The sequence below is a fragment of the Shewanella bicestrii genome (assembly GCF_002216875.1).
GTDB classification, from domain to species: Bacteria; Pseudomonadota; Gammaproteobacteria; order Enterobacterales; family Shewanellaceae; genus Shewanella; species Shewanella seohaensis.
Window position 1 is genome coordinate 3000310 of record NZ_CP022358.1, and the last position, 13478, is coordinate 3013787.

The 13478-nt window shown below is 48.5% G+C and carries 10 protein-coding genes and 1 pseudogene; 6 read left to right on the forward strand and 5 right to left on the reverse strand.

Translation table 11 applies throughout. The features are described from left to right. Nucleotides 1-87 precede the first annotated feature (87 nt). From pta to CF168_RS13030, 3 genes are all read left to right on the forward strand, one after another. The gene (gene pta / locus CF168_RS13015) at nucleotides 88-2241 is read left to right on the forward strand and encodes a phosphate acetyltransferase (RefSeq protein ID WP_088212125.1); all 2154 of its coding nucleotides are present in this window, start codon (nucleotides 88-90) and stop codon (nucleotides 2239-2241) included. 471 nt (nucleotides 2242-2712) lie between these two features. Then, entirely contained in the window at nucleotides 2713-3147 is a 435-nt protein-coding gene (locus CF168_RS13020; protein WP_089068074.1) for a hypothetical protein, read from the forward strand. 545 nt (nucleotides 3148-3692) lie between these two features. Further along, nucleotides 3693-3917 (forward strand): hypothetical protein, encoded by a 225-nt coding sequence (locus CF168_RS13030; protein WP_011622269.1) that lies wholly within the window; start codon nucleotides 3693-3695, stop codon nucleotides 3915-3917. A gap of 130 nt (nucleotides 3918-4047) precedes the next feature. Here CF168_RS13030 and CF168_RS13035 read toward each other — a convergent pair whose 3' ends face one another. Both CF168_RS13035 and CF168_RS13040 read right to left on the reverse strand, forming a co-directional pair. After that, entirely contained in the window at nucleotides 4048-4959 is a 912-nt protein-coding gene (locus CF168_RS13035) for a class I SAM-dependent methyltransferase (RefSeq protein ID WP_089068075.1), read from the reverse strand. Nucleotides 4960-4965: 6 nt separating this feature from the next. Then, a complete protein-coding gene (locus tag CF168_RS13040; RefSeq protein ID WP_011716596.1) occupies nucleotides 4966-6072 on the reverse strand; it encodes an AI-2E family transporter in 1107 nt (368 codons plus the stop codon). Between the two features lie 96 nt (nucleotides 6073-6168). Here CF168_RS13040 and folX point away from each other — a divergent pair, with 96 nt between their 5' ends. The 3 genes from folX (at nucleotide 6169) to gltS (ending at nucleotide 9287) form a co-directional block, all read left to right on the forward strand. Beyond that, entirely contained in the window at nucleotides 6169-6537 is a 369-nt protein-coding gene (gene folX / locus CF168_RS13045) for a dihydroneopterin triphosphate 2'-epimerase (protein ID WP_011622266.1), read from the forward strand. Nucleotides 6538-6607: 70 nt separating this feature from the next. Further along, nucleotides 6608-7498 (forward strand): TIGR01777 family oxidoreductase, encoded by an 891-nt coding sequence (locus CF168_RS13050; protein ID WP_089068076.1) that lies wholly within the window; start codon nucleotides 6608-6610, stop codon nucleotides 7496-7498. 565 nt (nucleotides 7499-8063) lie between these two features. Further along, nucleotides 8064-9287, forward strand: coding sequence for a sodium/glutamate symporter (gene gltS, locus CF168_RS13055; protein WP_089068077.1), 1224 nt, complete (start codon nucleotides 8064-8066; stop codon nucleotides 9285-9287). 80 nt (nucleotides 9288-9367) lie between these two features. Here the strand turns inward: gltS and tnpA are convergent. The 3 genes and pseudogenes from tnpA to CF168_RS13070 all read right to left on the reverse strand — a co-directional run bounded on the left by tnpA (nucleotide 9368) and on the right by CF168_RS13070 (nucleotide 13477). Next, nucleotides 9368-9801: pseudogene (gene tnpA / locus CF168_RS13060) on the reverse strand (IS200/IS605 family transposase). 182 nt (nucleotides 9802-9983) lie between these two features. Next, a complete protein-coding gene (lepB, locus tag CF168_RS13065; protein ID WP_089068078.1) occupies nucleotides 9984-10646 on the reverse strand; it encodes a signal peptidase I in 663 nt (220 codons plus the stop codon). A gap of 329 nt (nucleotides 10647-10975) precedes the next feature. Next, the gene (locus CF168_RS13070; protein ID WP_089068079.1) at nucleotides 10976-13477 is read right to left on the reverse strand and encodes an ABC transporter permease; all 2502 of its coding nucleotides are present in this window, start codon (nucleotides 13475-13477) and stop codon (nucleotides 10976-10978) included. Nucleotide 13478 lies beyond the last annotated feature (1 nt).

The window sequence follows — 13478 nt, forward strand, 5'->3', positions numbered from 1 at the left end:
ATTATTAGCGACCTACAGCTAAATAAACACAAGCAAAGCAGCAGAGACGACTCACTCTGCCAAAAACCATCGAACTTAGAGGTTTTTATGTCTCGAAATATCATGTTAATCCCCATAGGCACAGGAGTTGGCCTGACCTCCTTAAGCCTAGGTATGGTGCGTGCATTGGAGCGCCATGGGGTAAAAGTCCAATTCTTTAAACCCATTTCCCAGCTGCGTCCTAATGATAATGGCCCAGAGCGCTCTACCACGATTTTAAGCAAATCGCCCACGGTCAATCCGTTAGAGCCCTTCGATATGGCTCATGCCGAAGCACTGATCCGCGCCGATCAAACCGACGTGCTAATGGAGCAAATCATTGCCCGCGCCGCAGAATGCGCCAGCAATACCGAAACCCTGATTGTTGAAGGTCTAGTGCCAACCCGTAACCATCCCTTTGCCGATGATGTGAACTACGCCATCGCCAAGGCAATGGACGCGGACGTGATTTTCATTGCTACCCCCGGCAGCGACACGCCAACTGGCCTGATGAACCGCCTTGAAATTGCCTACAACTCCTGGGGCGGCAAAAACAACAAACGTCTCATTGGTGCCGTGATCAACAAGATTGGCGCTCCGGTAGACGATGAAGGTCGCGCTCGTCCAGACTTATCGGAAGTGTTCGATCATCAAGGCGTGCAACGCTCTGATGCGTCCATCATGTTCCAAATGCCAGGTAAGAGCCCACTACGCATCTTAGGTAGCGTGCCTTACAACCTCGATTTAGTCGCGCCACGCGCATCGGATCTGGCGAAACATTTACGTGCCCGCATTCTCAATGCCGGCGAGATGAACACCCGCCGCCTGCGTAAAGTCACCTTCTGCGCCCGCAGCTTGCCCAATATGGTTAACCACATTAAGACAGACTCACTGCTGGTGACCTCTGGCGATCGCTCCGATGTGATTGTGTCAGCGTGCCTTGCCGCCATGAACGGCGTGAAGATTGGTGCCCTGCTATTGACGGGTAGCTACGAGCCAGAGCCTGAAATTCTGAAACTGTGTGAACAGGCCTTCGAGACAGGTTTACCTGTATTCCTCATCGATACCAACACTTGGCAGACTTCATTAAATATCCAACGCTTCGACCACGAAGTGCCAGTGGATGATGCGGTACGTATCGATTTAGTCCAAGAATACGTCGCCAGCCATATCGATCAGAGCTGGATTGAAAGCGTGACCAAAAACTCCCCAAGGGAACATCGCTTATCACCTCCCGCGTTCCGTTATAAGCTCACCGAACTTGCGCGCGCCGCCCACAAAACCGTGGTGCTGCCAGAGGGTGATGAGCCACGTACCATCAAGGCCGCCGCGATTTGTGCCGAACGAGGTATCGCGCGTTGCGTGCTGTTAGGTAAAAAAGATGAAATTCAACGTATTGCAGCACAGCAAGACGTTGTTCTGGGCGAAGGCGTTGTGATTGTCGACCCCGATGAAGTACGCGATCGCTATGTTGAACCAATGCTCGATCTGCGTCGCAGCAAAGGCTTGACTGAAGTCGTTGCCAAAGAGCAGTTAGAAGACAACATGGTGCTCGGCACTATGATGCTGGCGCAAAATGAAGTCGATGGTATCGTCTCTGGCGCGGTAAACACCACGGCCAATACGATTCGTCCGCCGCTGCAACTGATCAAAACCGCACCGGGTTCTAGCCTGGTTTCTTCCATCTTCTTTATGTTGATGCCAGACCAAGTGCTGGTTTACGGTGACTGTGCGATTAACCCCGATCCAAACGCTGAACAACTGGCCGATATCGCCATTCAATCGGCAGAATCAGCCAAGGCCTTCGGTATCGAACCAAGAGTGGCGATGATCAGCTACTCAACGGGTAATTCAGGTACTGGTTCGGATGTGGATAAAGTGCGTGAAGCGACCCGTATCGCGAAAGAAAAACGTCCTGATCTGGTGATCGACGGTCCACTGCAATACGACGCGGCCGTTATGCCAAACGTGGCTCGCTCTAAGGCGCCTAACAGCCCTGTTGCAGGTCAAGCGACTGTATTCGTGTTCCCTGATCTCAACACGGGTAACACCACCTATAAAGCAGTACAGCGTAGTGCTGATCTCATCAGTATTGGCCCCATGCTGCAAGGCATGCGCAAGCCTGTGAACGACTTATCCCGCGGCGCCTTAGTGGACGATATTGTCTACACTATCGCACTGACGGCTATCCAAGCGTCACAAAACGATGCCAGCAAAGCCTAATGTAGGCTGCTAAAGCTACACAAAAAGCATCATCAAAAAAGCACTGACCTGTTCAGTGTTTTTTTATTTCCGAAGGGAAAGGCTCACAAAAAACGGACAGCATTAAACGCTTAAAATATCCTCAAAAGATCATAAAAATGCTGTTTGGTGAATTCACACGCTGTGAATAGACTGGGAAAATCTAAGAAAATATCCACAAGGAAATGGCTGGAGAACGGCATCATAGAAAAGCGTCACTTTTTAACCAGCGATTAAAAACATATGTAATCAGCCACTTAAAAATTATCCCTCTAGTCTTCAACATAGTTTTCCACAGATTCTGTGGATAACCTAATGAAGTCATCCTTTCAGATATGCCACAGACGGCTGATCCGAGTCAAGTCATTTTCGGCAGTGACCGCCATTATTACAAAACTTGAACATGGCCGCTAAAATCGCGATACTCATGACAAATTCCTATAACGAAAAGCCATGAGAACCTTATTTTTTCTTTCATTCCTGTTTTTGTTTGGTTGTGGTGATGCCTCGGATAAAGAGCAGCACGCGCTTACTCCCGAAGAGGTGAGTCTCGGCTTTTTTAGCGCCATTTATGTTGACCGCGATGTGGAGAAGGCCAAGTTATATGTCGATGCTCCACTCAAAGAAGTCCTAACCCACTATTACATCGCCGCCGCGGTGCAGCGCAATATGCTCGGCCTGTCGATGACCAATGTCGAAATGGAAATTGATGATATTGATATCGACTTTTTCCGCAAGTTCACCAAAGACGTCATGGTGGTCATTAAGATGAAGGGCTTAAAGGGTGGACAGCCTTGGATTGATGACAGAACCATTCGCCTGCATAAAATTGGCGGCAAATGGATTATCGTTGAGTTCATGCCCGAAAAACGTAAGGTGAATGGCTAAACGGTTTTCCCCACTCTGCTTGCACTCCTACAACGGATAAAAAAATAGCAACCCTAGGGTTGCTATTTTCATGTGCTTGTATTTGTTACTTCAGACTCAGAATCCGCACTGTAAACCTTAGGTTTACAAGACTTAGACCGCTTCTTCTTCGCTCTGTGCAGGTAAAGACGTCATCACGTCATCTTTAACTTGGTAGTAAGCGTTTTCGTATTCATGAACTTCCATAACAACTCCTGCTCGATTTTGTAAGGTCGCAAAGGCATGCCGTTCTATGCTGACATTTTGCCCATGAGGAAAGGGAATTTCCGTGGCGCAGAGTATACCAAAGTCAGATTGATAATTACAGAAAACTTTCAGTTTTGTTTCGATCTAAAAGATAAAAACGGTTTTTAACGCTTAAAAAGCCGCAAAAACGTATCTCGAAATGAAAGCCTTTCAGTTGATAGAGCCTAATGCACTAAAGGGCGCGTGCTTACAAGCAAAGAATCTAGGAAGACGGGCACAAACTGCTATCAATTAAATAATGATGCGAGTAGGAGGTCGATATGAATGCCATCATTGAGTTTGAAGCAGCAAAACTCACTACCTTATTCAGTCACGGCGATATCTTGGGGATCCATATGTTTATGGATCAAATGAATATCCCGCTCGATGTGCAGGATAAGCTCTATGCTGAAATTTCGGCGCTTAAGCACTTAGACCCACACAATGTCAGTCTTGCCATTGAACATCATGGGCAATCGCAACTCTCAGAGCGGTTAAGCTATTAACAGGCTAATTAAGTAAAGATGAAATAAGGCGCGAAGCGACATCATTCGACGCCATCATAAAGCCTCTCAAGGTCTTATGATGGCATTTCATGACGGCGTTGTATGACAGCGTTTAATGAGACCAGAGGGCTTACGCCTTTAAACGGTAACGCAGCACTTTTAATGATTTCTCCTCAGAGACATCAACAAAGGCGGCGGGATTGGGTAAGCGCTCAAGGTATTCGAGCGCAGGCGCGGCGTCTTCAACCTGCTGGCGTAAAAACTGAGTATCGAGTTCCGGCGCATTTAAACAGAGTATCACCTCGGCATTCTCGGCTAATAACTCGGGTAAATGCCTGATCAAACGCACGTAATCCTTAGTTGCCACGAAACTGCCCTTTTGATTGCTCGGCGGATCGGCAACCACTATGTCATAGGGGCCTAACTTGCGTAACTTACCCCATGACTTAAAAATATCGTGCCCTAAGAAACGTGCGCCCGCGCTAAAGCCATTGAGAAGATGGTTCTGCTTGCCTATGGCTAACGCGCCTTTACTCATGTCCATGTTCACGACTTCATCGGCGCCGCCCTGCAGTGCTGCCACCGAGAAACCACAGGTATAAGCAAACAAATTCAGCACTTTCTTATGGCGAGCATGGGCTCTAACCCATTCACGGCCATTGGCCATATCAAGGAACAAACCGTGGTTTTGTCCCCGCAATAAATGCACCTGAAACTGGGCGCCGTTTTCGATGACCACATGGGGATCGGGCACCTCACCCGCTAGCACTTGGCTAAAGGTTTCGCCTGCACTGCGGTATTGATACACCAAGTTTAACGGCCGATTAGGCTGTATCGCTTGCCAGCGCGCCGTAATCGCCTGTTGGCACTGAGCCAACTCGGCCGCATCGAGGGGAATAAAACTGGTCAATAACAACACGGGCGCGAACCAATCTAAACAAAGATGTTCGCAGCCAGGGTAATAACCACCGCGGCCATGGAATAATCGCGTGGCATCTTCACCGACTTCTATCGTCGCCAGTGCATCTATAAAACGTTGCATTATCTACTACTTATTATCTGTTGAATGGGTATCGACAGGTTCAGAAATCGGAGCGGTGCTTGTCGATTGGCTCACCAGTTTATCATCCACATCGTCGGATAATAAAATGGCTAACCAGCTACCACTCTTGCTGGATTCGAGGGCGATCTTGACGACCATGGTTAAGGGAACCGACAGCAACATGCCCACCGAGCCCAGCAACCAGCCCCAAAAAATTAATGATAAAAACACCACTAAGGTAGAAAGCCCAAGACCGCGACCCATAAATTTAGGCTCGACCAAGTTGCCCATAACCATATTGGCAGCAACGTACAGCAGCGCAGTACCGCCCGCCGCCGCAGGGCCTAATTGGATAAAGGCCAACAACACGGCGGGAATAGCCGCGATAATCGAGCCAATGTTGGGAATATAGTTGAATAAAAAGGCAATAACCGCCCAAAGCAGCGCGTAATCCACCCCAATCACCGCAAGCCCCACGCCGACAATCAAGCCTGTCGCTAAACTGACTAAAGTCTTGATCACCATATATTGATTCACCGATTGCAGAAAACGGTCAATCTGCTGCAAACGCATGTCGGGATCGTCCAGTGCCAAGTGCAGCTTTTTCGGCAAAGATTGCGCCTCAAACAACATAAAGACGATGGTCAGAATGATCAGGAACAAATTCGCCATCACATTGCCGACACCCGAGAGCATATTGGTGGTCATAGACAACGCCATGCCGGGGTCGAAATAGGCCAGCACTTGTTCCTTGGAGATTTGGATATTCAGCGCCTGCAACTTATGCAGCACCCAAGAAAACTGCTCCACCAGCTGATCGCGATACTGCGGCAACTGCTTAGAAAACTCATTAATGGAACTACCTACCAGAGAGGCGAGCCACAAGCCCATCAACACGATAAAACCCATCAGCAGGATCACGGCGAGCCATTTAGGTACGCGGTATTTGGTCATCAAGCCAATCGCCGGATTACAAATCACCGCAATAAAACTGGATAGTACAAAGGGAACAACAATCGGGCTGGCGGCCTTTATCCCTGCCAAAATAATCACCACAAAGGCCATGACGGCAAAACCTTTGTAAGCGGCAGACGGCGTATTGGAACGTGTCATGGCGTAAAATCCTTCTTGATCTTAGATAAAGTTGTTAGGCTAGCCCAAGAAAAGTCTCAAACTCAATCACCTAAGCCATAAAACTAGATTGTCATTATGAAACCAGAAACCGCGATTATACGCATTAAAAACTTAAGACTGCGCACTTTTATCGGTATAAAAGAAGACGAAATCCAAAATCGGCAGGATGTGATCGTCAATGTCGTCATTCACTACTGTGCCGACAAGGCTCGCAACAGTGATAATGTCGACGATGCGCTGAATTATCGTACCATCACAAAAAAAATCATTGAGTTGATTGAAAACAATCGCTTCTCACTGCTCGAAAACCTCACCAGCCAAACACTAGCCATCGCCAGTGAGCATCCTTGGGTCGAATTTGCCAGTGTCGAAATCGATAAGCCCCACGCTCTGCGCTTTGCCGATTCGGTGTCGATGGAGTTGTGTTACCAAAAACAGCAATAAAGTGATCCCCGCAAGCCCGTTATCGTATATTGCTTATAATCAAAGAAAACCATCAACCAAGGACTCGACGATGAAGATATTGATAACGGGAGCTAGTGGGTTTATTGGTCAGCAGTTAGTCGCCCATTTAGCCAATGAGCATGAATTGGTCTTGCTCACCCGCCACCCCGGCACCAGTCGGCAACTATTAGGCCCGCAGCACCAATATCTCAGTACCTTAGATGAAGTTGATGATTTAAATCATATCGATGCGGTGATAAATCTCGCCGGCGAGCCCATTGTGGCTAAACGTTGGAGCGCGCAGCAAAAGCAGCGCATCTGCGATAGCCGCTGGAATACCACGGCGCGACTAAGCCAACTGATTTTACACAGCTGCACCCCGCCCAAAGTGATGATAAGTGGCTCTGCCATTGGTTTTTATGGCCGCCAAGGTGCTATCCCCATCGATGAAACCGCAGCCCCACACCCCGAATTTAGCCATGATATTTGTCAGGAATGGGAGCGACTCGCGCAGCAAGCCGCCACCAAAACCCGCGTCTGCATCCTACGCACGGGTATAGTGCTTGGCCATGGCGGCGCACTCGCGAAGATGTTGCCACCGTTTAAATTGGGGCTAGGTGGACCAATAGGCCACGGCTGCCAGGGCATGAGTTGGATACACATTCAGGATATGGTGGCGCTGATAGACTTTTTACTCAACCATGACGAATGCGAGGGCATTTTCAATGCCACCGCGCCTAATCCAGTCAGTAACGCCGAGTTTGCCACCACCCTAGGTCGAGTGTTACATCGCCCGACCTTTATCACGACCCCAGCCGCGATGCTGCGACTCGCGATGGGCGAAATGGCAGAGTTACTCATCGAAGGGCAATTTGTGCTCCCCAAACATGCGCTAGATGCGGGGTTTAGCTTCCGTTTTGAGCGACTCGAACCTGCGCTAAGGGACGTACTCGCGAGTTAACAGTTTTTTCGACTCCGCCATTATCGGTAACTGGCTTGAGAATAAAATGTTACCAAGCGCAGAGTCGAGGGTTAACGCCATGCTGAATAATGGCTTGAAAATCAGAGATAAAAATCCCCTGTGGCGATTTATTTATCGACGTGATTTTTTGCAATGCAGCGCTCGCATCTGGCAACAGCCGAAAAACATAAATGCAACACAATGATTTTAAAGACAATTTAACGACATTGACGCATTTTTCTGTTACACTCCCCACCTCTTGCTTATCGCTATTGACGTGTTAGCGCCCGCACTGAAGCACAGTTAACACTCCGAGCAAGTTCATTATCTTCAGTATCCGCACCCTCTGTCGCGATGCTGATCAACTACACCAATACGGTTCATATTCGCGCTTAATACTCCTTCTCCAGCCTTGGGGATTGATAAGAATCTGTCCTTAGATCGCGCGTTTAACACTTAGCATTAGATGATGCTAAATAACGAGATGGGTCGCCCTCACTCAGCTTGAATACAGCCAGCTTGAGTACAGCGGTATTCCCACACAAACCATTTGTAAGGAACTATCATGCACACCACTTATACAATTGGCGAACTCGAGTCGTTCTTAATTGCTATCTTCGTGCTGTTTATTGGCCATTCCATCAATCGCCATGTGCGTGTTTTTAGACAATACAATATTCCCGAACCTATCGTTGGCGGACTGGTCGTCGCCGCCGTCGTGGCCTTTTTACATTTCCAAGACATCACCCTCGCCTTTAGTTTACCCATGCAAAACACCTTAATGCTGATGTTTTTCAGTACGATAGGTTTGTCGGCAAACTATAAGCTACTGCTCAGTGGCGGCAAAAAAGTGTTTATCTTCCTCGGCGTCGCTTCGGTCTATATCGTCATTCAAAATGCTGTTGGGGTGAGTCTTGCAAGCCTCCTCGGTTTAGACCCCATCTTAGGCCTTATCGCTGGCTCGATTACGCTGTCAGGCGGCCATGGGACAGGTGTTGCTTGGTCACAAACCTTTGCCGAAAACTACGGCATCAACACCTTAGAGCTTGCCATGGCGGCGGCCACCTTTGGCTTAGTCATGGGCGGCATTATCGGCGGCCCCGTCGCGCAACGATTAATTGGCAAACACAATCTGGTCTCAAGCTACGGCATGGGCCGTAAACACCACGCCACGCATCCTCAACTGGTCACCTACGATCAGCTCGAAGAAGACCAAGTGACCGCTAAGACAATCATCGAAACCCTGTTTGTACTGCTGATCTGCGTTGCTGGAGCCAAATGGTTTACTGTGTTTGTCAGCGAATATCAGCTGAATTGGCTCAAGATGCCGGACTTTGTCTATGCCCTGTTTCTTGGGGTGATCATCGCCAACATCACCGAAGTGACCCGAGGTTATAAACCCCATACTGAGAGTATCGATGTGATAGGTACTGTGGCGCTGTCGTTATTCCTGTCTATGGCCTTGATGAACCTCAAGTTGTGGGAAATTTTGGATCTGGCTATCCCACTACTGATTATCCTGCTGGTGCAAACCGCAGTGCTGGCGGTATTCGCCTATTTTGTGACCTTTAAAATCATGGGCAGCAACTATGACGCTGCGGTGATCACTGGCGGTCACTGTGGCTTTGGTATGGGCGCCACTCCTACGGCGGTGATGAATATGGGCGCACTAGTATCACGCACAGGCCCTTCTCCTCAGGCCTTTATGGTGGTACCGATTGTCGGCGCCTTCTTTATCGATATAGTCAATTTAATTGTATTGCAGGGCTACCTCAGCTTTTTGGTGTAAGTACACAACGCTTTATCATCAAGTAAAGAATCCACCTTCTGAAGAAGGTGGCTTTGTTTTAACCCCCTAAAAGGGGGCCTTTATTCAAGAGCAAGTTGACCCTGCTCTTGCCGCTCTACTTTCTCTTGATGCCTAATGTATCTACGGATTATTTCCTCGTTAATTCCAATCGAATCGACGAAGTATCCTCTCTGCCAAAAATGATTTCCCCAAAGTTTATTCTTACGTAGGTAAGGAAATTTACTGAATATTTTCAACGCTATCTTACCTTTAACGCCCCCATTAAATTCGATATAGATATCTTCGGAGGTACCTTCACCACTAAATGGACATGGTCAACTTGAACATTTAGCTCCATGACTATGCATCCCATTTGATGGCAATAAACCTGAATGCATCGATAAACCTCTTTTCCGACATTACCTTTCAATATCCGAAAGCGGTACTTTGGTGTCCAGACTATATGATATTGACATCGCCAGAACACATGCGATGCTTGCTCGTATCTACTCATGTTATTTGCCTCTTTTGACTTCGCTAAAAATCAAAGATGCATTTAACATGGGTAGGTATACAGGCAAAGCCTCAAATGATGATAACCACCTACTGAAGTAGGTGGTTTTGGGCTAAAAACAAAAATGGCGCCGATAAGGGCGCCATGTTTATATCTCGTGAAGAGTGAAATCTAAGGACAAGTTAGAACGCACGCATCATGCGATCTGGCCGCGGCAAGTAATAATCGTTGTAATCCAATGAGAAGACCACTGAGCTTGAGCGGCCAACAATCTCCTCCCTGGGTACAAAACCTATGACTCGTGAATCGGCACTGTTATCTCGATTATCCCCTAACGCCAAATACTGGTTATCAGGAACCGTAACTGGGCCAAAATTAGCCAGCTGCGAAGGCTGCGGATTAAGTCGAATACTGTGGGCTATGCCGAGGAGATCCTCCTGCCACTCGGTGACATTCGCTGGTGCATAGGCACTTAATGTTTGCTGTGTATATGCGAGTGGTTTGCCATTTAAATACAAGCGATTATCCCGCATCATCACAGTATCACCGGGTACGGCAATCACCCGCTTAATCAGCTTTTTATCGGCTTTTTGAGAGTCGAACACGATAATATCCCCACGTGTAGGGTCTGAAAGTTTAACGAGTGGGATATGGGTAAATGGCACTCTGATATCGTAAGCTATCTTATTCACCAGAATGCGGTCGCCCTCAACAATCGTCGGCAACATAGAGCCTGTCGGCACAGTATTCCAATCGGCCACCGCGCTCCTGAACACCAGCATTAGGCTAATAAACAATAAAATGGAGCGATTATCTCTAAGTAATGTTCTAAGTTTTTTAAACATTCTGTTTATCTCCCTGAGGCCAAAATCCAGCAATCTTCTCGTTTGATGACAGTGCTAAGCTATCAATTGCCTGACGTAAGCAATGCTTGCTCGTTAAATAGACTCATCAATCTCGGCTAAGTTCTTCGCGGATAACATGATGGCTTTTTCCATTTGTAAGCCAATGTGACAAATGCTCAAACTTAGCCACAAACTTTGCCTCAACCTAAAACACTCGAATAATCGCCATGAAAAAAGCACTGGTTTAGGCCAGTGCTTTTTATTTGACAAAAAATGGTTTACAAATAATGGTGTTACGGCATTTTTCTTAACCGCTAACTCGCCTTAACTTAAGCGCCCGCTTTTAATAATTCGGCGCAGGATTGATTGAGCAATTGGCGGCAGCGCCAAACACCCAGCAGCGCAACTAACAAGGCACCGCAGACAGGGGCAATCCCCCACCAGGGCCAGTGCATATACACATTAAGTTCAAACACTTGGGTCTTTAACAGATACAGCGCAAATTCGGCCACTATCACTGCAAGCACCCCAGCTATGCCCCCCAGTAACGCAAATTCAAGCCCAGTGGCGCTACGCAGTAACCAGCCAGAGGCGCCAAAGGTGCGCAGTACCGCGAGTTCACGCTGGCGTGTCGCCATTCCCGCCTCGGTTTGGGCGATAAGCACTAAAGAACTGGCCAGTAAGACGAGAACCAAGACCAACGTCAGCGACAGTGACACCTGCTCAATAATCTGCCGCAATTGCTCCACCATGGCGCCGACATCGATAATCGACACCGTTGGGAACTGCTGGATAAGTTCGAGGATCACTGTGCTCTTTGGAGCATCACTCCCTTGTACATCCGGTTTTTTGTCGTCGAGGTAGAAGCTTGCCATCGAGGTATAGGCAAAGGGCGACAGCGCTTCTTGAGTGAAGATCATAAAGAAGTTTGGCTGCATAGTTTCCCAGTGCACGGCACGGATACTGGCGACCTTGACCTTAAGCTCTTGGTTATCAATCATATAGGTCAGCGTATCGCCTAGCTTTAGCCCTAAACGCTCGGCAACACCTGACTCGACAGAAACCTCATCCGCCGCCTGATTAAAATGCCCTTCAACCAACTCGTTGTTGGCGGGCAAGGTATTGCGCCAGGTGAGATTAAGCTCGCGGGAAATTCCTACTCGCCCCTTCTCTCCCGCTTGGGCCTGCTCGTCGGAAATCAAGGTTTCACCATTGATTTGAGTCAAGCGGCCACGAATCACGGGATAGATATCCGTTGCAGCTATGCCCTTTTGCGCCATAAAGTCATTTAATGGCTTAGCATCATCGGGGGCGATATTGACCAAGAAATAGTTAGGCGCATTCTCGGGCAGCTGTTTTTGCCACTCGTTCAGTAAATCCTGCCTCAGGGCCAAAATGGTCAGTAGTAATACCAAGGCCGCACTAAAGCCCACCAATTGCACCGCATTTTGCCGCGCGCGGCGGCGTAAACCCGCGAGTGCCAGTTGCAAGGGATTGGTGGTTTTCATGCCGACACTGTGGCCAAGGCGGATCATCACAAAGCCTAAAATACTCAGCAATACGCCCAGTAGCAGCACAGCCGCGACTACCGTCAGTGTCAGCGCCCAGCTTTGGGAATACAAATATCCCAACAGTGCCATCGCCCCTAAACTTAAGAGTAAATGCAGCCACATGCCGAGCTGCAAACCTTCGAGCTGTCTTTGTAAGACCCGCAGTGGCGGAATCGCCAGCAGACGCATTAAAGGATAGGCTGAAAACATAAAGGCGCTGATAAGCCCTGTGCTGATCCCAAGCAGTAGCGGCCGCGTCAACGGCGGCGAATAGGCAGCAATTTCAGGGGGTAACAGTTGATTAATGCCTAAATCCAGCAGTGCCCCGCCGATTAACCCCAGCACAATGCCAAACAGTGTCACTAGCAGTAAATGGATGCCAAATAGCCGACGGATTTGTGTTGATGAGGCGCCAAAGGTTTTAAGCATAGCCACCACATCATAATGACGTTGGCAGTAACGCTGGGCGGCAATCCCAATCGCGGCGCAGGCCAGCGCAATACCGAGCAAGCTTGCCAGCAGTAAAAATCGCTCCGCCCGCTTCACCGCGCCCGCTATCGGTGAGTCGCCAGACTGCACATCGACCCAGCGCTGGGAATTATTCAGCAGCGGTTTAACGCTATTCTCAAAGGCGCTTAAGGCGCTTTCTTCACCCACAAATTGATAGAGATAAGTCACTCGGCTACCGGGTTGAATAACCCCAGTCTTGGCGACATCTTCAATCCGCATTAACACCACGGGGGAAGAAGCGAATGGATTAAAACCCGCATCGGGTAAGCGGCTGATTTCTTGACTTAAACGAAACTCACTGTTACCTAATTCCAATGTTTGCGGATATCCCAAGAGTCCCCCTAAGCGACTCTCAAACCACACCTCATCGGCGTGGGGCAAGCCTTGGGCTTTTTCATCTTGGCCATTGGCCGCTTTAAGTTCTATGTCGCCCTTAAGTGGATAACCAGACTCGACCGCCCGCACTGTGACTAACTGAAACTTATCCCCCGCATACACCATGGAGTTAAATTGCATATTGGTCACATGCTTAAGACCAAGTTCGTCAGCCTTGGCCAGAATGCTAGCATCAATTTGAACGGGAGAGTCGATAATGCGATCGGCGGCGATAAACTGAGTCGCTTGCCCGTTTATCGCGACCTGCAAGCGCTCGCTGACTCGCGCTAGACCACTGACCGATAGCACCGCCAAGGTAATGGCGAGGATAATCAATAACAACTGCCCCTGTTGCAGCTCGCGCTTAAACAGGCGCCATGCCAAATTAAGCTCCATG